Origin of the sequence: Pseudomonas salmasensis (assembly GCF_014268375.2) — a bacterium.
Lineage (GTDB): Bacteria > Pseudomonadota > Gammaproteobacteria > Pseudomonadales > Pseudomonadaceae > Aquipseudomonas > Aquipseudomonas salmasensis.
Map to the genome: position 1 here is coordinate 5,559,842 of NZ_CP077083.1, position 23,230 is coordinate 5,583,071.

Here is a 23,230-nt window from a genome sequence, read left to right on the forward strand (position 1 = left end):
TCAGAAGTCCAGCTCGGCGCTGAAGTAGAGTACGTGGCGATGGTCGTAGTTGTTGTCGGCCCAGGTGGTGGGCTGGTTATCCAGGCGTTGTTGCAACATGCCCGCCAGCTCCACATTGGTTTTGCCTACGGCAATGCGCTTGGCCACCCGCAGGTCGACCCGCTGGAAGCGATACTGGTTGAGCGCGTCGTCGCCATAGTAGAACAAGGCGCTGGACCAACCCTGGCCCCATTCACGCAGCCAACCGGCCGAGCCGCTGTTACGCGCGGTTTGCGCCTTGTCCTGCGGGTTGCTGGAGGTGGCGTCTACATAAGCATAGGTCAGGCGCAGGCGGTCGGCGTTACTCACACGCCAGTCGAACTGCGACTCGGCACCGCTAAAGCGCGCGCTGTTGGCGTTGCTGGCGATGTATTGGTTGTTGCGTAGCGGGGAGCTGATCATGTCGGTGATTTCGTCATAGAACAGCTTCACGTCGACATTCAGCCCCAGCTCGGCAAAGAAGCCGTTGTAGCCCAGCTCGCGTGAACGCATCAACTCTTTGTCGAGGTTGCCGGGGCCGCGCGTCACGACAAAATATTGCCTGGCGTTTTGCCCGTAGGTCGGGGAGCTGAGATTGGTGACGCGGTAGCTCCAATTGACGTTGTTCTCGAACATGTCCGGCGAGCGGATCGCCTCGGAGTACACCGCGCGCAAGCCGTGGCGGGGGTTGATCAGGTAATTGACCGCCACCCGTGGCGTCAGCGAGTTGCCGCTCAGGTGCGTGTCTTCGTACATGGCGCCACCTTGCAGCAGCCAGTGTTCGCTGGCACGCCATTCCAGATGCCCGAACAGGCGCCAGGTGGTGTCGTCCAGGGTGCCATTGAAGTAGGTCTCGGAGTCGGCGCGGTCATAGCGGTAATTCATCCCGCTGACCAGACGCAGGCTGTCGGAGAGGCTGAGCGTGTCCTGAATTTCTATGTCGTAGCGGCTTTCGCGGGTGCTTTGGTCGATATCGCCGCACACGCTCTGGTTGGCGCCGTTGCGCCACTGGTCCAGCACCTGGTTGGCCAAGGCCTGTTCGGCGGCGTTACCCGGTGGGGCGGAGCCTTGGCTGTAGGTGTCCATGTGTCGCGCGAGCAATTCGGCATAGTTGGGGTTGAGCTGCCACAGTTGGGTCAGCTCCGGGCTGAACGAGACCTTGGCGTCACAGGCTTTCCAGACTTGCTTGCGGTCCCATTGCTGTGCCGAGCCCTGGATATACAGGCTGTGGTTGGGGTTGAAGTCGAAGTTCCAGCGCAGGGAGCCCGCGTAGTCTTTGGCGGTGACGTCGGAATTGGTGCCGCCTTCGGTAATCCCGGCAAACACTGGGGCGTAAGTGTAAGGGCGCTGGTTGGTGCCTTCCTTGACGTTCAGTTGCCAGTCGAGGCTTTGCTGCGCGTTCAAGGCCTGGCTCACCGCCAGGCTGAAACGGTTGAGACGCCGACCATCACGGCGGTCGGCGCCGGCCGCGTCGCTGTCAAAACCATCGTCCTGCTGCCCGGACAGGGACAAGCGCAAATCGCCGGTCTCCCAGCCCACACCCTGGCTGGCATAGAAGTCATTGATGCCACGCTCGCCACGGATGACCTTCACCCGCGAGCCGTGGCTGTTGCCCGGCGAGCGAGTGAGGATATTCACCACCGCCATCAGTGCATTGGCACCGTAACTGACGGTGTTGGGGCCTCGAAACACCTCGATGCGCTCGATATCCTCCATGGCCACCGGGATATCGCTCCAATCCACCGTGGCCAGGCCGGCGCGGTAGACCGAGCGCCCGTCGATCAGCACCTGCATGCGCCGTGCATCACTGGCGCTGGTGCCGTGGTAATTCACCGAGGCCTGGTTGCCGCTGGTGTAGCCGACCATCATCCCCGGGACCAGCCGCAGCAGTTCCGAGATGTCTCGGGCGCCGCTGGCCTTGATCAGCTCGCTGTCGATCACCGTCATGCTGCCGGGCACGGCGGCGGCCGATTGCTTGAGGCGCGTGGCGGTCAAGACCTGCGGCAGCGGCTGGCTGTCGAGGAACAGGTCGTCGGCCTGCGCGCAGGTAGCGCACACCAGCATCAATAACAGTGATGAGCGAGGAGGGGGGCCCAGGTACACGGCACGGCCTTGTTAATTGCGGATAGCCGTCCATGTTAACCGAGGCGCGGCTATTTGCCAGTCGTCGGACTTGCATTTACTTCGCACACCCCTGGCTTTTTCTGACAAACCCGCGAATTGCTACGGGGGCTGGCCGCAAGCCGGGCGCCCCGTATAATGCCGCCATCGCCACTGGTATGGATTAACGGATTGCATATGACTGAACAGCGCCCTATTGCGGTCCTGGGAGGCGGAAGTTTTGGTACCGCCGTGGCTAACCTGCTGGCCGAGAACGGCCACGCGGTGCGCCAGTGGATGCGCGACCCCGAGCAGGCCGAAGCCATTCGCGTGCATCGCGAAAACCCCCGTTACCTTAAAGGTATCAAGATTCATCCCGCCGTCGAGCCGGTGACCGACCTGCTGGAAACCCTCACGGCGTGCGACCTGTGCTTCGTCGCGCTGCCTTCCAGCGCCTTGCGCTCGGTATTGGCGCCCCACGCCGAACGCCTGGCCGGCAAGTTGCTGGTCAGCCTGACCAAGGGCATCGAAGCCCACACCTTCAAGTTGATGAGTGAAATCCTCACCGAAATCGCCCCCCAGGCGCGCATTGGCGTGCTGTCCGGGCCGAACCTGGCGCGGGAAGTCGCCGAGCACGCGTTGACCGCCACCGTGGTCGCCAGTGAAGACGAGGCCTTGTGCGAGCGGGTCCAGGCGGTGCTGCATGGCCGTACTTTCCGGGTCTACGCCAGCGCCGATCGCTTCGGCGTCGAATTGGGCGGAGCCTTGAAAAACGTCTACGCGATCATTGCCGGCATGGCTGTGGCGTTGGGCATGGGCGAAAACACCAAGAGCATGTTGATCACCCGTGCCCTGGCCGAGATGACCCGTTTTGCGGTGAACCAGGGCGCCAACCCCATGACCTTCCTCGGCCTGGCGGGCGTGGGCGACCTGATCGTCACCTGCTCATCGCCTAAAAGCCGCAACTATCAGGTCGGGTTTGCCCTGGGCCAAGGGCTGAGCCTGGACGAGGCGGTGACGCGCCTGGGCGAAGTGGCCGAAGGGGTCAACACCCTCAAGGTCTTGAAGGCCAAGGCCCAGGAAGTGGGCGTATATATGCCGCTGGTCGCCGGGCTGCACGCGATCCTGTTCGAAGGGCGCACCTTGAACCAGGTCATCGAGTTGCTGATGCGGGCCGAGCCCAAGACCGATGTCGACTTTATTTCCACCAGTGGTTTCAACTGAGGAACGCGTCATGAACGATCCCAAAGCAGCCCCCCCCTACGAGTCGATTGTCTTGCGCATCCTGTGGATGCTGGTGTTTGCGCTGGTGTGGCAGGTGGCGCAATTCCTGCTCGGCGCGCTGGTGGTGGTGCAACTGATTTACCGGCTGATCTACGGCGCACCGAACCTGGGCCTGATGAACTTTGGCGACAGCCTCAGCCAGTTCCTGGCGCAGATTGGCCGCTTCGGCAGCTTCCACACTGAACAAAAGCCTTGGCCATTCGCCGATTGGCCAACCCCGCGTGCACCCGAAGGTGAAGCGGCCCACAGCGTACCGCCGGCACCGCACCCGGTGCGTGATGAAGAGCCGAAGCTATGAAGGTATGGATTCTGCGTCACGGTGAAGCTGAAGGGCACGCACCCACGGACGCCGAGCGCAACCTTACCGAGCATGGGCGTGCCGAAGTATTGCGCAGTGCTGCGCACCTGATTGGCCAGCCCTTGGGCGCCATTATTGCCAGCCCTTATGTACGGGCGCAGCAGACGGCGCAGCTGGTGCGCCATGTGCTGGGGTTTCAGGCCGATATCGTTACGGTGCCGTGGCTGACGCCCGATGGGGATGTTCAACAGGTGCTGAAGAAACTCGACAGCGATGACGACGTGCTGTTGGTCAGCCACCAGCCGCTGGTGGGCAGCCTGATCAGTTTTTTGCAGCATGGGCATCAGCGTCAGCCACAGCCGATGTACACGGCCAGTTTGGCGCAGCTTGAGGGGGACTTTCCGTTGGCGGGGTTGATGAGTCTGGTGGATGTGAAGAATCCCTAACGCACTCCACCTGTGGGAGCTGGCTTGCCTGCGATGACGGCCTGCCAGCCAACACCTATCTACCTGACACCCCAACGATCCCTCTGTGGGCTTGCCTGCGATGACGGCCTGCCAGCCGACACCTGTCTACCTGACACCCCAACGATCCCTCTGTGGGAGCTGGCTTGCCTGCGATGACGGCCTGCCAGCCGACACCTGTCCACCTGACACCCCACAATCCAACTGTGCGTGCGGGCTTGCTCGCGAAGGCGGCCTGACAGGCGACACAGTTGGATTGGGTACATATCCATTGCTGCGGTAACGGCCACCTAGGGTTCCGCTCTGACAGCGGGTCACTTTTGGAAAAGAGCCCCAAAAGTAACCAAAAGGGCTCTTGCCCCACCACTCGGCACCTCGCTTGGGCTCGGTGTGCCCGTAATCCGCCAGTGATTTGGGGGGCCGCCGCCACGCGCCATCCATGGCGCGGGGCGGCTAAACCGGCATCCCTGCCGGTTTACCCCCCAAATCCCTGTCGAATTCCGGCCAGCGTGGTTTGACGGGGCGCTTAAGATCAAAATCAAAAGCAGATCAAGAGCAGATCAAGAGCAGATCAAGAGCCAGATCAAGAGCGGCTCGCTTCGCATCGTGGTTAGCGGTAAGCCGTTTCCTTCTCCTGTGCTATACAGTCAACCAAGCAAGTGCTTGGTTGGCTGTATCTCGGATCACAAAGGAGCGCGTCCCATGCCTGTCGCTTTTCGTTTGCCGTTGCAGGTCTTCTTTGAGCGTGAAGCGCGGCACCCGCGTAAAGTTTTTCTTGTTCAGCCCATCGGCGGCGGTGAGGTGCAGACCCTTACATGGGGCGAGGTCGGCCACCAGGCGCGTTGCGCTGCGCATTGGCTGCGTGCGCGGGAGTTGCCCCAGGGCTCGCACATTGCGCTGATTTCAAAAAACTGCGCGCACTGGATCATCGCCGATCTGGCGATCTGGATGGCCGGGCATGTGTCGGTGCCGCTTTATCCCAACCTCACCGCTGAGTCCGTCGCCCATGTGTTGACCCATTCGCAGGCGCGGTTGGCGCTGATTGGCAAGCTCGATGACTGGTCGGCGATGGCGCCTGGCGTTCCTGCGGGGGTGTCGACTATCAGCCTGCCGCTGTGTCCTGGCGGGGCTTTCGATTTCAGTTGGGCAGACCTGCAAGCCTGTTCTCCGATCCAGGACAACCCGCTGCCGGATGCCGCCAGCCTGGCCACTATCATCTACACCTCCGGTACTACTGGCCTGCCTAAAGGGGTGATGCACAGTTTCGGCGCCTTGGGTTTTGCTGCCACGCGCGGTACTGAGTTGTTCGGCCTGGGGGAAGGCGACCGGTTGCTGTCGTACCTGCCGCTGTGCCATGTGGCGGAGCGGATGTTTGTCGAAATGGCTTCGATCTATACCGGGCAAACCGTTTTTTTCGCCGAGAGCCTGGAGACCTTCCTCACCGATTTGCGCAGGGCGCGGCCGACGGCCTTGTTTGGTGTGCCGCGTATCTGGACCAAATTCCAATTGGGCGTTTACGCCAAAATCCCGGAAAAACGCCTCGATACCCTGTTACGCCTGCCTTTTATCGGCAAGCGCGTCGGCCATAAAGTCCTTGCCGGTCTGGGGCTGGATGCGCTGCGTATCGCTCTGTCCGGCGCGGCGCCGGTGCCCGAGGCGTTGCTGCGTTGGTATCAGCGCCTGGGCCTGGATGTGCTGGAGGTGTATGGCATGACCGAAAACTGCGGCTATTCCCATGTGTGTCGCCCTGGCGGGCAAAGGCTCGGTTGGATCGGCCAGCCCTGCCCAGGCGTGCAAGTGCGTATCGACCCGTCAGGCGAAGTGCAGGTACACAGTGGCGCGACCATGTTGGGCTACTTCAAGGACCCGCAGAAAACCGCGGATACGCTCACCGCAGATGGCTTCCTGCGTACCGGTGACAAGGGCGAGCAGGACGCTGACGGCCGACTGCGCCTGACCGGGCGCCTCAAGGAAATCTTCAAGACCAGCAAAGGCAAATACGTGGCCCCGGCGCCGATTGAAAACCGTCTGGCCGAACATGCGCGTATTGAGCAGGTGTGTGTGGTCGGCGAGGGGCTCAGCGCACCGATCGGGCTGTGCGTGTTGTCGGCGCCGGGCGAGGACCGCCGCGCCCTGAGCAGTGGCCTTCAGCGTTGGCTGGCACAGGTGAATGCTGGCCTGGATAAGCATGAGCGCATGGGGCAGTTAGTGGTGGTGAAAGATCACTGGGCGGTGGAAAACGGCTTTCTCACGCCGACCTTGAAGATCAAACGCAACGTGATCGAGTCGACGTACGGGCCACATTTGCAAGCGTGGAGCGCGCGCGGCGAAACCGTTCTGTGGCAGGATTAGGGCCGTAATAAAACCAACAAGGACAACCGTATGAGCCTGTGGCGTACCCAACCGAATATCGAACACCTCAACGCGATCCAGAAAAACACCATCGGTGAAATGCTGGATATTCGTTTCGAAAGCTTCGACGACGAATCCCTCACCGCCAGTATGGTGGTCGACCACCGCACCCATCAGCCCTACGGCCTGCTGCACGGTGGCGCCTCGGTGGTACTGGCCGAAAGTGTCGGCTCCATGGCTGCCTATTTGTGTATTGATGCCAGCAAGTTCTATTGCGTAGGCCTGGAGGTCAACGCCAACCACTTGCGCGGTGTGCGTAGCGGGCGGGTGACGGCGGTGGCCAAGGCCATTCATATCGGGCGCACCACCCAGGTGTGGGACATCCGCTTGAGCAGCGACGAGGGCAAGGCCAGTTGTGTCTCACGCCTGACCATGGCCGTGGTGCCGCTGGGTGAACAACCGCCGGCGCGATAGGCGTGGCGTGAGTGTCATCATTCCTGGCAGTTACAGTCATTGCTGAAGGCGCCGGGCATGGTGACAATCCCCCTCTGTTCTGGTTGATGGAAACTGTATGTCGCAGCACGTGTTTTTTACCCACGCCAATGGCTTCCCTTCGGCCACCTACGGCAAGCTGTTTGCCGCCTTGGCCCCGGAATATGCAGTGGCACATCTGCCGCAGCACGGTCACGACCCCAGGTTCCCGGTGGATGATAACTGGCAGAACCTGGTGGACGAACTCATCCACCATCTGGAGCAGCAGCCAGAGCCAGTGTGGGGCGTGGGCCACTCCCTGGGCGGCGTACTGCATTTGCACGCGGCCATGCGCTGCCCGCACCTGTACCGGGGCGTGGTGATGCTGGATTCACCGGTGCTCACCCGCGCAGACCGCTGGGTGATCCGCGCTGCCAAGCGCTTTGGCTTTATCGACCGCCTCACCCCGGCTGGGCGCACCCTTGGCCGGCGCGAAGAATTCACCGACCTGGATACCGCGCGCAGCTACTTCGCTGGCAAGACCCTGTTCCGGGGCTTTGACCCCGATTGCTTTGACGCGTACCTGCAACATGGCCTGCAGCAAGTGGGCGATCGCCTGCGCCTGCGGTTCGACCCGGCCACGGAAATCAGCATCTATCGCGGCGTGCCCCACACCAGCCCGGGCCAGGTGCGCCAGTTGAAGGTGCCCCTGGCCGTGGTGCGTGGCCGCCAGAGCCGGGTGGTGATGCGTCACCATGCCAGCGGCGTCGACCGCCTCCCCATGGGCGAAATGCTCACCATGCCCGGCGGCCATATGTTCCCCCTTGAACGCCCCCAGGACACCGCCGCCTTGATCAAGACTCTGTTTGCCCGCTGGCAGGCCCGTGAGCGCAGTTGCGCATGAGTACGCCTGTCGAAGAGGTACGCCTGAGCCTGCCGCACATCGAACTGGCCGCGCATCTGTTTGGGCCCGAGGACGGCCTGCCGGTGATTGCGCTGCATGGCTGGCTGGACAACGCCAACAGCTTTGCGCGCCTGGCGCCCAAGCTGCACGGCTTGCGCATCGTCGCTCTGGACATGGCGGGGCATGGGCATTCGGCGCACCGCCCGGCCGGCGCCGGTTATGCCTTGTGGGATTACGTCTACGACGTGCTGCAGGTGGCCGAGCAACTGGGTTGGAAACGTTTTGCATTACTTGGCCACTCCCTGGGCGCCATCGTCTCCCTGGTGTTGGCCGGGGCTTTGCCGGAGCGGGTGACACACCTGGGCCTGATCGACGGTGTGATCCCGCCGACCGCCAGCGGCGAGAACGCGGCCGAGCGCCTGGGCATGGCGTTGCAGGCGCAAATGAGCCTGCAAGACAAGCGTAAGCCGGTCTACAACAGCCTTGATCGAGCGGTTGAAGCGCGGATGAAAGGTGTGGTGGCGGTCAGCCGTGAAGCGGCGCAGCTCCTGGCCCAGCGCGGTTTGATGCCGGTGCCGGGCGGCTACACCTGGCGCAGCGATAGCCGCCTGACCCTGGCGTCGCCGATGCGCCTGACCGATGAACAGGCCATGGCTTTCGTGCGAAGGATAGGGTGCCCTACGCAGTTGGTGGTCGCGGCTGACGGCATGCTGGCGAAACATCCCGAATTGCTTTCTCAGCTACCCTTCACGGTTACCACGCTGCCAGGCGGCCATCATTTACACCTGAATGACGAGCCCGGGGCGGTTCTTGTTGCAGACTGTTTCAATCGGTTCTTCTCCACGCCTTGACTTGGCGGGGTCAACTGCCGAGGCTGGGCGGATTGAAAGGGAGTCAACCATGAACACACTCAATATCGCTGTGAACAACATTGGCCAGGGCTCACTGATCCGATGAGCCTGGGTAGAGGAGGTATCCGTGCCCTTGGCCTTTGCTGTTTCAGCCCCCTCGTATTTGCCGCCGACCTGCCGGGCAGCCAGGATTTACCGGCGGTAGCCCGCCAGGTGGATGCGCAAATCGTCGATTACCGCCCCGCTGAAGACAAGGAACGCATCTACCCCATGGGCGCGATCCGCAAGATCAGCGGCCAGTTGCGCTATGAAGGCCAAGCCATCGCGCGCGGCCCGGCCACTGCCATCACCTATGAACTGCCCGCCGAACACAGCTCCAGCGCTGCCTTTACCTCAACGCGCGAAGCCTTGCAGGCCAAGGGCGCGCAGTTGTTGTTCTGGTGCAAGGCCCGCGATTGTGGCGAAAGCAGCCTGTGGGCCAACGAGGTGTTCGGCAACGCCAAGCTGGTAGGCGCCGACGGCCAACAGGAATACCTGCTGCTACGCCTGGCCGCCCCCCAGGACAATTCCCTGGTCGCGCTGTACGGCATCACCCGTGGTAACCGCCGCGCCTACCTGCATGTGGAGCAACTCGACGCCAGCGCGCCCTTGGGCGACCTGCTGCCCACCTCGGCCACCCTGCTGCGGGAACTCAAAAGCACCGGCGAGCTGGATTTTCCCGCGCTGGGCACCGAACCGGATGACACCTGGCTGACCTTGATATCCCGAGCCTTGAACCTCGACACCACCCTGCGTGTGAGCCTGAGCGGGCCGCAGGCGCAGGCCTGGCGCCAGGCGCTGGTGGAGAAGGGCGTGCGCACAGCCCGTCTGGAAACCGGCAGCGGTGAAACCCGAGGGCTGCATCTGCATCTGATACGCTAAGCACCACAAGGGCGAACGGACCCGCGCCGTTCGCCTAAGCTCTCTTTCTACAGCCTTCTTCTCGAGATACCCGATGCTCAATAACGATCGCCTGCTGGTGCAAATCCTGCTGTTGGTGCTGTTTGGTGCCAGCTTCTGGGTCATGGCGCCGTTCTGGTCGGCGCTGTTCTGGGGCGCGGTGCTGGCCTTTGCCAGTTGGCCGCTGATGCGTTTGCTCACCCGCTGGCTCGGCGGCCGGGAATCCCTGGCCGCCGGCATCCTGACGTTGGGCTGGATGTTGCTGGTGGCGGTGCCATTGGTATGGCTGGGGTTCAACCTGGCTGACCATGTGCGTGATGCGGTGGCGCTGATCAAGGACATCCAGGTCGACGGCTTGCCCGAGGCGCCGACCTGGTTGGGGTCGATCCCCTTCGTAGGCGAGCGCCTGGTGGCGACCTGGGACAGCATTGATCAACAGGGCGCGGCGCTGATGGTGAGCATCAAGCCGTACCTGGGCCAGGTCGGCAATTGGTTGTTGGCGCGCAGTGCGCAAATTGGCGGCGGCATTCTTGAACTGACCCTGAGCCTGGTCTTCGTGTTCTTTTTCTACCGCGACGGGCCGCGCCTGGCGATGTTTGTGCACCGCCTGTTGGAGCGCCTGATTGGCGAGCGCGCGGGCTATTACATCGAACTGGTGGCCGGCACAGTGCAGCGGGTGGTCAATGGTGTGATCGGCACCGCTGCGGCCCAGGCGCTGCTGGCGCTGATCGGCTTTCTGATCGCTGGCGTGCCGGGCGCGCTGGTGCTGGGCATCGTGACTTTCCTGCTCAGCCTGATTCCCATGGGGCCGCCGCTGGTGTGGATCCCGGCCACGGCGTGGCTGGCGTGGAAGGGCGACTACACCTACGCGGTGTTCCTGGGCGTGTGGGGTACGTTCGTGATCAGCGGCGTGGATAACGTGCTCAAGCCATACCTGATCAGCCGTGGCGGCAACCTGCCGTTGGTGATTGTGTTGTTGGGCGTGTTTGGCGGGTTGATAGCGTTTGGCTTTATCGGCCTGTTTATTGGCCCGACGTTGCTGGCGGTGGCTTACAGCCTGCTGACAGACTGGAGCGCGAGCCAGGCGCAGGTGCGCCGTGAAGACAAACCCTGTAACTGATCGGTGACTACATAACTGGCCTTCTGTAGGAGCGAGCTTGCTCGCGAAAAACGTCAACGATAACGCGTGCTTCCTGAATAAACGCGGTGCCTGTGAGTTTTTCGCGAGCAAGCTCGCTCCTACATTTTGGCCTCCCACAGGTGCGGGTCGTGCGACTGCCTTCTTAAACCCTCGGCAACCACATCACCGCCGTCAACCCACCCCCTGGTGTCTCCTCCAGGCTCAGGTGGCCGCCGAGTCGCTCGACGGCCTCCCGGGCAATGGTCATCCCCAAGCCGACCCCTCCGGAATTGCGGTTGCGCGACCCTTCCAGGCGAAAGAACGGCTCGAACACCGCTTCGCGCTTGTCGGCGGCGATTCCCGGGCCGTGGTCGATCACCCGAATCACCAGGGCGCCACGGCTGTCGGCCAGTTCTACCCGGGCGGTGCCGGCATAGCGCAGGGCATTGTCGATCAGGTTGTTCAGGCATGAACGCAGGGCCATCGGCTGTACCTGCAACGGCGTACAGGTGCCGGAAAATTGCACATCGCGGCCTTGGTCCTGAGCGTTTTCACTCAAAGATTCCACTAATGCCTGCACATCGAGCCAATGCCGTGTCTCGCTGGTGCGCTGTTCGTGCAGGTAGCTCAAGGTGGCATCGAGCATGCCGATCATGTCGTCCAGGTCCTGGCGCATCTGGCCTTGCAGCTTGGGGTCTTCGATTTGTTCCAGGCGCAGCTTGAGGCGCGAGAGCGGGGTGCGCAGGTCGTGGGAGACCGCGCCGAGCATGCGGGCGCGCTGGCTGACTTGTTCGCGGATGCGCTTTTGCATCAGGTTGAAGGTGGAGGCCGCCTGGCGTGCTTCGCGAGGGCCGGATTCCATCAGGGGTGGGCTGTCGAGGTCGACGCTCAGGCGCTCGGCCGCTGCGCTCAGGCGCTGGATCGGCCGGCTCAGCAGTTTGGCGCCGTACCAGGCAGCGATGATCAGCGAGATAAATTGAAACGTCAGGGGCACCACCGGTCCGCCGAACCAGGGGCGAGCCGCTTTGCGCAAAGGCGTGAGGCTGCCGTCCGGTTGCTCGACGAAGGCCGCGCGAGGTGGTGGCGGCGGGCCGTAGTGGTGGAACCAGAAGAACGCCAGCACATGGGCCAGCACAATCGCCACCAGCAACAGGCCGAACAGTCGCCCGAACAGCGTATTGAAGGGGGCGCGCATCAACCGATATCCCGGGCGTCGAACAGGTAGCCTTCGCCGCGTACGGTCTTGATCAATTGCGGAGCCTTGGGGTCATCCCCCAACTTCTGGCGCAGGCGCGACACCAGCAAGTCGATGCTGCGATCAAAAGCCTCGATGGAGCGCCCACGGGCCGCGTCCAGCAGCTGTTCGCGGCTCAGCACACGGCGGGGGCGTTCGATAAACACCCACAACAAACGAAACTCGGCGTTGGACAACGGCACCACCAGGCCATCATCGGCCACTAACTGGCGCAGCACGCTGTTCAGGCGCCAATTGTCGAAACGGATATTGGCCCGCTGTTCGGTGCGGTCATCACGCACCCGGCGCAGGATGGTCTGGATACGCGCGACCAGTTCTCGGGGTTCGAACGGCTTGGACATGTAGTCATCGGCGCCCAGTTCCAGGCCGATGATGCGGTCGGTAGGTTCGCAGCGGGCGGTGAGCATCAAAATCGGAATATCCGACTCGGCGCGCAGCCAGCGGCACAACGTCAGCCCGTCTTCGCCCGGCAGCATGAGGTCGAGCACCACCACATCGAAGGTTTCGGCTTGCATGGCCTGGCGCATGGCAGTGCCGTCGGTAACACCCGAGGCGAGAATATTGAAGCGTGCCAGGTAGTCGATCAGCAGTTCGCGGATCGGCACGTCGTCGTCGACAATCAGCGCGCGGGTGTTCCAGCGCTTGTCTTCGGCGATCACCGCGTCTTTTGGCGCTTCGTTTACAGGGTCGCAAGGGGTATGCATAGCGAGGTCATCTGCCTGAGTGTGGCTGTCAGCATAGGCGCCCAGTTCCAGGGCTGGAAGTGCTGGGCGGGCGGTCATGTGCGCGAGGCTAGCGGGGCGGCGTATTGGGGGCGTGTCGTGAATGTATCGGGGTTGAAACAATTGCCCTGAATCGCCGGTATTGGGCGCTTGATCAGTATTTACCGATCATCGGATCCCGCAACGGCGCTGCTTGCGCTACAATCCGCGCCGATTTCGACTTGCCTGAGAGCCCATTCCAATGTCCGTCTGCCAGACTCCTATCATCGTCGCCCTGGATTACCCCACCCGTGACGCCGCACTGAAGCTGGCTGACCAGTTGGACCCCAAGCTTTGCCGGGTCAAGGTCGGCAAGGAACTGTTCACCAGTTGCGCGGCGGAAATCGTCGGCACTTTGCGGGACAAAGGCTTCGAAGTGTTCCTGGACCTGAAATTCCATGACATCCCCAACACCACGGCGATGGCCGTCAAAGCCGCAGCCGAGATGGGCGTGTGGATGGTCAATGTGCACTGCTCCGGTGGCCTGCGCATGATGAGCGCCTGCCGCGAAGTGCTGGAACAGCGCAGCGGCCCCAAACCGTTGTTGATCGGTGTAACCGTGCTCACCAGCATGGAGCGCGAAGACCTGGCAGGCATTGGCCTGGATATCGAGCCGCAGGCGCAGGTGTTGCGCCTGGCAGCCCTGGCGCAGAAAGCCGGCCTCGACGGCCTGGTGTGCTCGGCCCTGGAAGCCCAGGCCCTGAAAAACGCGCATCCGTCGTTGCAACTGGTGACACCGGGTATCCGCCCCACCGGCAGCGCCCAGGATGACCAGCGCCGTATCCTGACCCCGCGCCAGGCCCTGGATGCGGGCTCGGATTACCTGGTGATCGGCCGTCCGATCAGCCAGGCGGCGGATCCTGCAAAAGCGTTGGCAGCGGTCGTCGCCGAGATCGCCTGAATGTCCCCAATCTAAAATGTGGGAGCGGGCTTGCTCGCGAATACGTTGTGTCAGGCACCGAATGGGTTGACTGAACCACCGCTTTCGCGAGCAAGCCCGCTCCCACATTTAGATCTGCACTGTGTCAGGCTACCTTTAAAATCAACTTTCCGAAATTCTCGCCGTTGAACAACTTCATCAGCGTTTCCGGGAATGTCTCCAGCCCTTCGACAATATCTTCCTTGCTCTTGAGCTTGCCCTGGGCCATCCAGCCGGCCATTTCCTGACCCGCCGCCGCGAAGTTCGCTGCGTGGTCCATCACCACAAAGCCTTCCATGCGCGCACGATTGACCAGCAATGACAGGTAGTTGGCCGGGCCTTTGACCGCTTCCTTGTTGTTGTACTGGCTGATTGCACCGCAAATCACCACGCGGGCTTTGAGCGCCAGGCGGCTGAGCACCGCGTCGAGAATATCGCCGCCGACGTTATCGAAATACACATCCACGCCTTTGGGGCACTCGCGCTTGAGGGCGGCGGGCACGTCTTCGCTTTTGTAGTCAATGGCGGCGTCGAAGCCCAGCTCATCGACCAGGAACTTGCACTTTTCGGCGCCACCGGCGATCCCCACCACGCGACAGCCTTTGAGCTTGGCGATCTGCCCGGCGATGCTGCCCACGGCACCGGCAGCACCGGAGATCACCACGGTGTCACCGGCTTTCGGTGCGCCGGTCTCCAGCAGAGCAAAGTAGGCCGTCATGCCGGTCATGCCCAGGGCCGACAGGTAGCGAGGCAGGGGCGCCAGCTTGGGGTCCACCTTATAGAAACCACGGGGTTCGCCGAGGAAATAGTCCTGCACACCCAGTGCACCGTTCACGTAGTCCCCCACCGCAAAGTTCGGATGCTTCGAGGCAAGCACCTTGCCTACGCCCAAGGCGCGCATCACTTCGCCGATGCCTACCGGTGGGATATAAGACTTGCCTTCATTCATCCAGCCACGCATGGCCGGGTCGAGGGACAGGTATTCGTTGTGCACCAGCACCTGGCCGTCCTGGGGTTCGCCCACCGGCACTTCCTGGTAAGTGAAGGTCTCTCGCGTGGCTGCGCCGACCGGGCGTTTGGCGAGTAGAAATTGGCGGTTGGTCTGGGCGGTCATGGCAAGGACTCTTTAGAAAGGGAACATGAGTGATAGACCCTCAGTGGCAGAAGGGCAAGGGTGTGGGGGGCCGGCGAATGCCCGGCAATAGGCCTCGCTGATAGTCAGCCGGGCGGCTTTATCACTGCCATTCATGCAGCGCCAACCGGCCTTCTGATAGTGCTGACGCGCGGCTCCCGGCGTTGGCTAGACTCGCTCCACCGCTACTAACTCCACAGGACAGTTCCCATGAGCATGACGTTTTCCGGCCAGGTCGCCTTGGTGACCGGCGCCGCCGCTGGTATTGGCCGCGCCACCGCGCTGGCATTCGCCGCCGAAGGCTTGAAGGTGGTGGTCGCTGACCTTGATGTGGCGGGAGGTGAGGGCACCGTGGCACTGATCCACCAGGCCGGTGGCGAAGGGATATTTGTGCGCTGCAACGTCACGCTCGACACCGACGTACAGCAATTGATGGCGCAGACCGTCGCCACCTATGGGCGCCTGGACTACGCCTTCAACAACGCCGGGATCGAGATCGAAAAGGGCAAGCTGGCCGATGGCAGTCTGGATGAGTTCGATGCGATCATGGGGGTTAACGTCAAAGGCGTGTGGCTGTGCATGAAGTATCAGTTGCCGTTGCTGTTGGCCCAGGGTGGCGGGGCCATTGTCAACACCGCGTCGGTGGCGGGGTTGGGGGCGGCACCGAAGATGAGCATCTATGCGGCGTCCAAGCATGCGGTGATCGGCCTGACCAAATCGGCGGCCATCGAGTACGCGAAGAAGAAAATCCGCGTGAATGCCGTCTGCCCGGCCGTGATTGATACCGACATGTTTCGCCGCGCCTATGAGGCTGACCCGCGCAAGGCTGAGTTTGCCGCAGCCATGCACCCGGTCGGCCGCATCGGCAAGGTTGAGGAAATCGCCAGCGCCGTGCTGTACCTGTGCAGTGATGGCGCAGCGTTTACCACCGGTCAGGCCCTGGCGGTGGACGGCGGCGCGACGGCGATCTAGGACGGCAGGCCACGCGGCATTCGAAAACAGAGCCGGGTGCTGTGGGGCGTTTCCATGGCGGGCAGTGGGCTGTGCTCGAATATGTTTCAGTAGGTAAATAATCTAATAAAATCAATACTTTAATAAAAGTTGGCGGCCGGTTTTACCAGGCTTCTGTGCTTAACTGTTTTGGGTTAACAGACAGTTCAAGTGAGTGGCTCATGGATTTAGGCATCGATCGACAAGCCCTGGTACCGGTTGTTCAGCAGATCGTCAGCGCGGTGGCAGAATGGATTCGCAAGGAGGGGGTGAGCCCTGGCACGCGCTTGCCGTCCATTCGCCAATTGGCCCTGGATAACCTGCTGAGCCAGGCCAGCGTGATCGAGGCATTCGAACGGTTGGTGGCCCAGGGGCTGCTGGCCCCCCGGCATGGCTCGGGATTTGTGGTGGCGCAACCCGCCACGGCCCACGAAAACCATTGGTATGAAGGTGCGGAACAGGGCTGGGGCGCCTTTACCGATGGCCCGCTGGGCGAGCTTAAGCTGGGCTGCGGCTGGCTACCCGACACCTGGCGCGAAAGCGATGACATCAACTATGCGATCCGTGAACTGAGCCGTACTGACACCGGCGGCCTGTTCAACTACAGCACGCCTCTGGGGCTGCCGGCGTTGCGCGAACAACTGCTCAAGCGCCTGACCCAGATACACGTGCCCGCCAGCCTGGACCGTATCCTCACCACCCATGGCGCCAGCCATGCCCAGGACCTGCTGATACGCACGCTGCTCAAGCCCGGTGATGAGGTGGTGGTCGAGACCCCAGGGTATGGCAACCTCTATCGCCAACTGGCCTTTCAGGGGGTCACGCTGCTGCAGGTGCCGCGCACCCGTGGCGGCCCGGATATCCCGGCGTTGGAAGCGCTGCTGCACACCCACCGGCCCAAGTGCCTGTTCATCAACAGCCTGTATCACAACCCCACGGGGACCAGTTTGAGCCGTCCGGTGGCGGAGCGCTTGTTGGAGTTGGCACGCGAGCGCGACTTCCTGATTATCGAAGAGGATGTCTACGGCGACCTGCAGCATGCCAGTTGCACACGCTTGGCGGCGTTGGCCCATGATGACCGGGTGATCTATGTGTCGAGCTTTTCCAAGACCCTGAGCAGTGCCCTGCGCGTGGGTTACCTGTGTGCCAGTGCTGCGATCATCACGCAATTGGCCCAGCTCAAGACCCTGACAGGCATCGGTACCTCACGTTTTGCCGAAGCCATGGTGGCGACGTTGTTGAGTAACGGCACTTACCGTAAGTGGGTGCAGCGCCTGCGCAAGCGCCTGAATGCGCAGATGGCCGCGACATTGCAGGTGCTGGAGGATGAAGAGTGGCAGGTATTTGCCGCGCCCGCGGGCGGTATGTTCCTGTGGGCGCGACCCGGCTTGGCCGACCCCTCACGGCTGCAAACCTGCGCCCAGCGCCTCGGTGTGTTGCTGTCGCCGGGGGCGTTGTTCAGCCCCACGGGTGAGTGCAGCGAATGGCTGCGCATCAATGTGGCCTACGCCGCTGATCAACGCGCACTGACGCTGTTTCGCGCCATGGGCGCGGCAAGATCGACCTCGACCATTCTGAAAACGACGCACATGTAGCTTTTTGCCATTATTCCGGCGCCAGTGGCTTGTGCTCAGTGCCTCGGGGTTGCGAATCTCGCTGCTTGTAACCTGGCTTATGGCATTTGCCATTGCAAGAGGATCAAGTGCAATGATTTCGGGCGTGCAACGACGTTTCGCCAACCTCGGTATGGCAAAAAAACTCGGCTTGGGTTTTACCCTGGTACTGCTGCTGACTGCCCTGGTCGCGGCCATCGGTGTGTGGTCCCTGCAGACCATCGGCCAGCGCTTCGAAGGCCTCACGTCGATGTCGACGCTTAACAGCGACCTGCTCAAGGTGCGCTTGATCGAGCAGGACTATGCGCTGCACGCCGACCCCAAGGCTGTTGAGGCCCTGCATGCCAGTGTCGATGCGCTGCTGGCCCAGGCCACGCGTCTCAAGGCTCGGTCTGCCAGCAACGAGCGAGTGATGGGCGACGTTGAGCAAGCCTTGGTCGCCTATCGCCAGGCATTCGATGAGTTCGTCGAGTTGACCCAGACCAAAGACCTCGCCCTGGAAATGGCCAGTTGGTCGGTGTCCAGCGTGGCCAATAACCTGGATGTGCTGCAGGCCGGGCTGGCGGACGACGGCGCCTATGGCCTCAAGGAAAGCCAAGGCAAGGAGGGCGCGGAGTTTATCGAGCAGGCAGGGCAGGTCAGCCAGGTGTCGCGCCTGATGTTGCAGGCCATGAACGAGGCGCGGGTACGCCTGGACCAGAGCCGTAGGGCAGACGCAGAGGACGCCGGGCAGGGCAAGATCGAGCAAGCCGACCAGGCCCTGGCTGAAGTCGAGAAACTCAAAACCACGGTCAAGGACCCCGGCTACCAGACCGTACTCAATGAAGTCGCCGGGCATATCGCGTCGTTCAGTGAAAAGCTCGGCGAATACACCGCGCTGCTGGCCCAGGAAAAAGTGGTCTACACCCAGTTGCATGACCGCGCCGAGCAAGTGGTGAACCGGGTCAACCAGGCGTACGCCGCCGAGGACCAGTCCATGCAAACGCAGTTGCAGCACAGCACGCTGTTGATCATCGGTTCATCCGCCCTGGCACTGCTGGTGGGTTTGATCGCTGCGTGGGTGATCACCCGCTTGATTGTTGCGCCGTTGCGTGCGGTGATCGCCGTGGCCCAGCAGATCGCCTCGGGTGACCTGAGTGGGCGCATGGAGGTCAGCCGGCGTGATGAAATCGGCCAGTTGATGCAGGCGATGCAGCAGATGGGCAACAGCTTGAGCCAGATGGTCAGTGGGTTGCAGGCGGGGATCGAACAACTCGCCAGTTCCGCGCATTCGCTGTCCAGCGTCACCGAGCAAACCACCGCCGAAGTCAGCAGCCAGAAGGATGAAACCGAGCAGGTCGCCACGGCGATGAACCAGATGACCGCCACGGTGCACGATGTGGCACGCAATGCCGAGCAGGCGGCCCAGGCCGCGCAGACCGCGGATGCCAAGGTCGATAGTGGCCAGCAAGTGGTGCGGATGAGTTTGCAGCGTATCGAATTGCTGGCCACATCCAGCAACAGTGCCAGCGCCAGCATCGAAAGCCTCAGCGCGCAAATCCAGAATATCGGTACCGTCTTGAGCGTGATCCAGAGCGTGGCCGAACAGACCAACTTGCTGGCCTTGAACGCTGCGATTGAGGCCGCGCGAGCCGGTGAGCAAGGGCGTGGCTTTGCGGTGGTGGCCGATGAGGTGCGGGCACTGGCCAAGCGCACCCAGCAATCGACCGAAGAAATCGAACGGCTGGTCAGCACCTTGCGCAGTGCCGCGCATTCCTCGGTGCAGCAAATCCAGCAGAGCGGCGAGCTGGTGAAACTGGCGGTCGGTGATGCGCTGGAAACCGAAGGGGCCTTGGGCAGCATTGCGGCGGCTGTTTCGTTGATCCAGCAGATGAACCAACAGATCGCCGCCGCCGCCGAGGAGCAGAGCTCGGTGGCCGAAGAGATCAACCGCAGCGTTACCAGTATTCGGGCGAGTGCCGATCATTCGGCGTTGAGCATGCAAGGCAATGCCGCCTCGAGCATCCAGTTGGCGCAGCTGGGCGCGCAACTCAAGGGCATGGTGGGGCATTTCCGCCTTTGATCGCAGCCAAGGCGCTGCGATCTGAGGGCAGGGCGATCAGGCGTGGTTGGCGAGGAAGGTCAGCAGCGCCTCGTTGACGAAATCCGGGTTCTCGCGGCTGGAGATATGCCCGGCTTCGGGGATCAGGATCAGGCTGCAACCAATCAGTTCGGCCATTTCCTCGGACTCGGCCGGTGGCCGGGGTTTGTCCTGCTCGCCGCACATCACCAGGGTGGTGTCGGAGTCCAATCCAGGTAATTGCGCAAGGATGTCTTCGCGGCTGAAGATCAGGCGGCCCAGCGGCACGATACTGTCCAGCAAGCGTTCTTTGGGGAAGCTTTGCAGTGACTGGCGAAAATCCTGGTACAGCGCGGATTCGCGGTCGATGCCCGGGCGGAAGAAGATCGGTGCGATCACATCCAGCAACGGTTCGGGGATCGCCCCGGCGTCTTCAATCATCTTGAACAGCGAGAAATAGTACTGGCGCGTTGCTTCGGGTTCGGCCCCGAGGTAAGTATCCATCAGCACCACGCTGTTGATGCGCTCGGGAGCCAGCAGCGCCAGGCGTGCGCCCCACATGCCACCGACCGAGAGGCCCACCAGGTTGGCCTCTGCGATGTCCAGGTGATCCAGCAGTGCCAGGGCCTGACGAGCAAGGTCATCTAAGGAACGAGTGAGTGCTGGCAACGGGCCGGACTCACCGTGGCCCCACAATTCGGGGACGATCACGCGGTATTGCTGCGACAGCGCTTCAATCTGCGGCGCCCACATGTCGCTGGCCCACAGGTAACTCGAACCCAGTAGCACGACGGGGCCGGTGCCCTGGTCGATATAGTGCAGCGGTTGTCCATCAATCACGGCGACAGGCATAACAGGCCTCTAATTTCACGGAGTGAGGGGCACTTTTTTACGCTAGTCGGAGGCGGGGGGATAGGTGCACATTGATGGCATGTGATGATTTCACTGTGGGAGCTGGCTTGCCTGCGATGAAGGCCAGCCAGCCGATGCTCACCTACCTGACACCCCGCCATCGAACTGTGGGAGCGGGCTTGCTCGCGAAAGCGGTGGGTCAGTCAACGTCAATCTTTGCTGGGCCGACGTCTTCGCAGGCAAGCCCACCACCTTTGATCTTCGTTGCTTTGCGCATTGCGCTCGCGTTGCCATCAATCGTAAATAGCTTTCTTCTTCCACTCGGCGTCAGCGTCGACGACTTTCAAGCCCTCGGTCAACTCGTTGACTTCGTCCTCGGCAGGCTGGCTGTTGGTCAGCACCGTGGAGTTGGCGCGCGCCAATTGGGATTCCAGCAGTTGCAACTGAGCGCTGTAGAGCACCGGCTCCGGTTGTTTGCGCAGGTACTGCACGCCGCGCTCGAACGCCAGGCGTGCCTGGCCGGGTTGGCCTTGCAGCAGGGCGTGCTGGCCGAGGTTGTTGAAAAACTCGATGTGCAGCAGCACCAGGATATGCCGGATTTCCTTGATCCAATGCTTGGCCTCGTTGGTCGGCAGGAAGCCGTCCTGGGCGGCGCGGGTGACTTGGCCGTGCAGGGCTTCGAGCAAAAAGCGCACGTCCTTGGCCTTGGCTTCGGTCTGGATCGGTGCCGGCGGGTTGGCCACTGGAATCGACTCGCCTTGGGCGATCAGCGCATTCAGTTCGTTGATGCGCGCCTTAAGTGGTGTGCTGGACTTGTTGAGGTTCAACAGGCGCTGGTTGACGTTCAGCTCCAGGCGAGCCAGCAACAGCTTGAGCGCTGGGGTCATCAGTTGGCCAGGGAAGGTCTCGGTGATTTCACCGCAGCGACGCAGCCGATCGTTAAGCTCGATCTCGGTGCGCTTCTTTTCCAGCTTGTTGTTTTCCACCACGTGGTTCATGTAGCCAATGGCGATCAGTATTACGATCCCGGCTATTACCAGCAGGGTGATCATGAGTGGTGTCACCGGTGTGACCTCTTTAATAGGGTGTGCTGTGGAGTGTAGTGACTGGGTCATCCGGCGGATAGGACCGATCGACCAGTTGCCCAGGTGATTTCTTCTATATAGGTAGGCGTTCCCGGATGGATGCACATTGCCATCATTTGCCTGGGTGAACTATAGCGTCTTGTCGAACGCCAGAATATAGGCGCCAAGGCTCGGACGGTACCAATGCCCGCGAAGGCCGTGAAACCATGGCGAAGTCATTGATTTAAATAAATTTATCCTTGGGGGTTGACGACCTTTCAATCCATCCATAGAATGCGCGCCACTTACAGCGTAAAGCACACAGCGAAACGCGGTAGGGAGTGAATGTTGTACGTGTGTCCCCTTCGTCTAGTGGCCTAGGACACCGCCCTTTCACGGCGGTAACAGGGGTTCGAGTCCCCTAGGGGACGCCATATGCGGGAATAGCTCAGTTGGTAGAGCACGACCTTGCCAAGGTCGGGGTCGCGAGTTCGAGTCTCGTTTCCCGCTCCAATTTACAAGCAGTGTGGCCCTCGGGCGGCATTGAGTGAAACCAGGACCAAGTCTTCGGACAAGGCCTCTGGGCACTGGAACACACACCATGTGTTTCAGTAGCGTGTCCCCTTCGTCTAGTGGCCTAGGACACCGCCCTTTCACGGCGGTAACAGGGGTTCGAGTCCCCTAGGGGACGCCATTTGCGGGAATAGCTCAGTTGGTAGAGCACGACCTTGCCAAGGTCGGGGTCGCGAGTTCGAGTCTCGTTTCCCGCTCCATATTTAACGAAAACGCCGATCAGTGATGATCGGCGTTTTTGTTTGTGCGCAATAAATACCGCAACGGTGAGCCGAGTGTCGTCGATACGGGTCAGTTGCCCGGCTGCGTCGTGCCGGTAGTTGCGTACCACCAGGCGTTGAGGGTCGCCGCGTTTGCCCAATGCCTGTTCCAGCAACTGGCCGTTGGGTGTCCAGGCCTGCCGCTGCTGTAGACCGTTGCCCTGGTCGCGGACGATTTCGCGGTGCAGGTTGTCGCGTTGGTAGCTGAGCAGTTCTTGGTCATCTACTTTTAGCGCCAGTAAATGGCCGCTGCCGTACGTTAGGCAGCTGACACGATGGCCATCCGGGCGGGTGGTAGCGATACGCTGGTTGAGGGCATCGTATTCATGCTTCCACACCGCCACATGCGGTTCCTGCAAATAGCGCAGGTATTGGTGCTCGCGGGTGTTGTTGCCCGCACGGTCGTAAAACCATTGCAGCTTGCATGCAGCGTTCTCGGCCAGCAGTAGGTTGCCGTTGCCGTCGTAGGCGAAGGTCTCGGTCTGCCATTCCTCGCCTTTCCTGTGCCCGGCATTACGGGCGATCAAGCGACCGAGTGGGTCGTACTCGAACGTAGTGACCCGGTCGCCAGCTATGCGACGGGTCGGCTGGTTGCTGCCGTGGTCGTAGAGGTAATCGGTGATCTGCTGGTCGAAGCTGGTTTCCTGGCGTAGACGTCCGGCGGGATCGTACTTGAAGCTGGCGGTGCTGTTGTTTTCGTTGCGTAACTCGGTCAGTTGGCCGAGGCGGTCCCAGCGGTAATCGAGGGTTGTGTCGTTGGCATCCAGGCGCTTCTGGATCAGCCCAGCCTCGTTGTAATACCAGGTGGTGCGTTGGCGCAGAGCATCGGTATGGGTGAGCAGGCGACCTTCGGCGTCGCGTTCGAAGTGTTCTTCGGTCTTGTCTGGGTGGATCAATCGTACGAGTTGTCCGCGCGGTACTCGTAGCGGGTGACATGACCTTCGGCGTTGG

Annotated in this window: 20 protein-coding genes, 4 tRNA genes and 2 pseudogenes; 19 read left to right on the forward strand and 7 right to left on the reverse strand. The window is 61.7% G+C overall.

What is annotated here, in order from left to right; genetic code table 11:
• A complete protein-coding gene (locus HU731_RS25050; protein WP_367616860.1) occupies nt 1–2,121 on the reverse strand; it encodes a TonB-dependent receptor plug domain-containing protein in 2,121 nt (706 codons plus the stop codon).
• 195 nt (nt 2,122–2,316) lie between these two features.
• Here HU731_RS25050 and HU731_RS25055 point away from each other — a divergent pair, with 195 nt between their 5' ends.
• The 9 genes from HU731_RS25055 to HU731_RS25095 all read left to right on the forward strand — a co-directional run bounded on the left by HU731_RS25055 (nt 2,317) and on the right by HU731_RS25095 (nt 10,801).
• Complete coding sequence (locus HU731_RS25055; RefSeq protein ID WP_044273025.1) at nt 2,317–3,342, forward strand: NAD(P)H-dependent glycerol-3-phosphate dehydrogenase; 1,026 nt, start codon at nt 2,317–2,319, stop codon at nt 3,340–3,342.
• A 10-nt stretch (nt 3,343–3,352) separates the two neighbouring features.
• A complete protein-coding gene (locus HU731_RS25060) occupies nt 3,353–3,700 on the forward strand; it encodes a DUF4389 domain-containing protein (RefSeq protein WP_003190047.1) in 348 nt (115 codons plus the stop codon).
• The gene (gene sixA, locus HU731_RS25065; RefSeq protein ID WP_186608052.1) at nt 3,697–4,146 is read left to right on the forward strand and encodes a phosphohistidine phosphatase SixA; all 450 of its coding nucleotides are present in this window, start codon (nt 3,697–3,699) and stop codon (nt 4,144–4,146) included. The genes HU731_RS25060 and sixA overlap by 4 nt, the downstream gene beginning before the upstream one ends.
• A gap of 720 nt (nt 4,147–4,866) precedes the next feature.
• On the forward strand, nt 4,867–6,516 hold the full coding sequence (locus HU731_RS25070) for an AMP-binding protein (RefSeq protein ID WP_186609534.1): 1,650 nt from the start codon (nt 4,867–4,869) through the stop codon (nt 6,514–6,516).
• A 30-nt stretch (nt 6,517–6,546) separates the two neighbouring features.
• On the forward strand, nt 6,547–6,990 hold the full coding sequence (locus tag HU731_RS25075) for a hotdog fold thioesterase (protein WP_014717751.1): 444 nt from the start codon (nt 6,547–6,549) through the stop codon (nt 6,988–6,990).
• Nucleotides 6,991–7,087: 97 nt separating this feature from the next.
• Nucleotides 7,088–7,891 carry an alpha/beta fold hydrolase gene (locus tag HU731_RS25080; protein WP_044273029.1) on the forward strand — a complete coding sequence of 268 codons (804 nt, stop codon included), beginning with the start codon at nt 7,088–7,090 and terminating at the stop codon, nt 7,889–7,891.
• Nucleotides 7,888–8,742, forward strand: coding sequence for an alpha/beta hydrolase (locus HU731_RS25085; RefSeq protein WP_186609532.1), 855 nt, complete (start codon nt 7,888–7,890; stop codon nt 8,740–8,742). Before HU731_RS25080 ends, HU731_RS25085 begins: the two co-directional genes overlap by 4 nt.
• A 102-nt stretch (nt 8,743–8,844) precedes the next feature.
• Nucleotides 8,845–9,663, forward strand: a complete 819-nt coding sequence (locus HU731_RS25090) for a DUF4892 domain-containing protein (RefSeq protein ID WP_186609530.1) — start codon at nt 8,845–8,847, stop codon at nt 9,661–9,663.
• 73 nt (nt 9,664–9,736) lie between these two features.
• Nucleotides 9,737–10,801, forward strand: coding sequence for an AI-2E family transporter (locus HU731_RS25095; RefSeq protein WP_003190063.1), 1,065 nt, complete (start codon nt 9,737–9,739; stop codon nt 10,799–10,801).
• A gap of 163 nt (nt 10,802–10,964) precedes the next feature.
• Here the strand turns inward: HU731_RS25095 and HU731_RS25100 are convergent, their stop codons facing one another.
• Together HU731_RS25100 and HU731_RS25105 are read right to left on the reverse strand one after the other, a co-directional pair.
• Nucleotides 10,965–11,996, reverse strand: coding sequence for a sensor histidine kinase (locus tag HU731_RS25100; protein WP_186609528.1), 1,032 nt, complete (start codon nt 11,994–11,996; stop codon nt 10,965–10,967).
• Nucleotides 11,996–12,760, reverse strand: coding sequence for a response regulator (locus HU731_RS25105; protein ID WP_034127268.1), 765 nt, complete (start codon nt 12,758–12,760; stop codon nt 11,996–11,998). Before HU731_RS25105 ends, HU731_RS25100 begins: the two co-directional genes overlap by 1 nt.
• A 259-nt stretch (nt 12,761–13,019) precedes the next feature.
• On the opposite strand from HU731_RS25105, the gene pyrF reads away from it, so the two are divergent.
• Complete coding sequence (gene pyrF, locus HU731_RS25110; RefSeq protein ID WP_032892612.1) at nt 13,020–13,718, forward strand: orotidine-5'-phosphate decarboxylase; 699 nt, start codon at nt 13,020–13,022, stop codon at nt 13,716–13,718.
• A 124-nt stretch (nt 13,719–13,842) separates the two neighbouring features.
• Here the strand turns inward: pyrF and HU731_RS25115 are convergent, their stop codons facing one another.
• A complete protein-coding gene (locus tag HU731_RS25115; RefSeq protein ID WP_186609527.1) occupies nt 13,843–14,850 on the reverse strand; it encodes an NADP-dependent oxidoreductase in 1,008 nt (335 codons plus the stop codon).
• Nucleotides 14,851–15,078: 228 nt separating this feature from the next.
• Here HU731_RS25115 and HU731_RS25120 point away from each other — a divergent pair, with 228 nt between their 5' ends.
• The 4 genes and pseudogenes from HU731_RS25120 (at nt 15,079) to HU731_RS29025 (ending at nt 19,533) form a co-directional block, all read left to right on the forward strand.
• Complete coding sequence (locus HU731_RS25120; RefSeq protein ID WP_003190072.1) at nt 15,079–15,840, forward strand: SDR family oxidoreductase; 762 nt, start codon at nt 15,079–15,081, stop codon at nt 15,838–15,840.
• Between the two features lie 200 nt (nt 15,841–16,040).
• Nucleotides 16,041–17,453 carry an aminotransferase-like domain-containing protein gene (locus HU731_RS25125; protein ID WP_186609526.1) on the forward strand — a complete coding sequence of 471 codons (1,413 nt, stop codon included), beginning with the start codon at nt 16,041–16,043 and terminating at the stop codon, nt 17,451–17,453.
• A gap of 994 nt (nt 17,454–18,447) precedes the next feature.
• Nucleotides 18,448–18,627, forward strand: a pseudogene (locus tag HU731_RS29020) (HAMP domain-containing protein); the annotation flags it as partial.
• Nucleotides 18,628–18,828: 201 nt separating this feature from the next.
• On the forward strand, nt 18,829–19,533 hold the full coding sequence (locus HU731_RS29025) for a methyl-accepting chemotaxis protein (protein WP_437180740.1): 705 nt from the start codon (nt 18,829–18,831) through the stop codon (nt 19,531–19,533).
• Between the two features lie 36 nt (nt 19,534–19,569).
• Here the strand turns inward: HU731_RS29025 and HU731_RS25135 are convergent, their stop codons facing one another.
• The gene (locus tag HU731_RS25135) at nt 19,570–20,382 is read right to left on the reverse strand and encodes an alpha/beta fold hydrolase (RefSeq protein ID WP_186609520.1); all 813 of its coding nucleotides are present in this window, start codon (nt 20,380–20,382) and stop codon (nt 19,570–19,572) included.
• A gap of 293 nt (nt 20,383–20,675) precedes the next feature.
• Nucleotides 20,676–21,434 carry a hypothetical protein gene (locus HU731_RS25140; protein WP_014717762.1) on the reverse strand — a complete coding sequence of 253 codons (759 nt, stop codon included), beginning with the start codon at nt 21,432–21,434 and terminating at the stop codon, nt 20,676–20,678.
• A 370-nt stretch (nt 21,435–21,804) separates the two neighbouring features.
• Here HU731_RS25140 and HU731_RS25145 point away from each other — a divergent pair.
• The 5 genes from HU731_RS25145 (at nt 21,805) to HU731_RS25165 (ending at nt 22,431) form a co-directional block, all read left to right on the forward strand.
• A tRNA-Glu gene (locus tag HU731_RS25145) sits at nt 21,805–21,880 on the forward strand.
• 3 nt (nt 21,881–21,883) lie between these two features.
• Nucleotides 21,884–21,959 (forward strand) — tRNA-Gly (locus HU731_RS25150).
• Between the two features lie 105 nt (nt 21,960–22,064).
• A tRNA-Glu gene (locus HU731_RS25155) sits at nt 22,065–22,140 on the forward strand.
• Between the two features lie 3 nt (nt 22,141–22,143).
• Nucleotides 22,144–22,219 (forward strand) — tRNA-Gly (locus tag HU731_RS25160).
• Nucleotides 22,220–22,257: 38 nt separating this feature from the next.
• Nucleotides 22,258–22,431 carry a hypothetical protein gene (locus tag HU731_RS25165; RefSeq protein WP_186608375.1) on the forward strand — a complete coding sequence of 58 codons (174 nt, stop codon included), beginning with the start codon at nt 22,258–22,260 and terminating at the stop codon, nt 22,429–22,431.
• A 429-nt stretch (nt 22,432–22,860) separates the two neighbouring features.
• Here the strand turns inward: HU731_RS25165 and HU731_RS29085 are convergent.
• A pseudogene (locus HU731_RS29085) lies at nt 22,861–23,175 on the reverse strand (hypothetical protein); the annotation flags it as partial.
• Between the last annotated feature and the right edge of the window lie 55 nt (nt 23,176–23,230).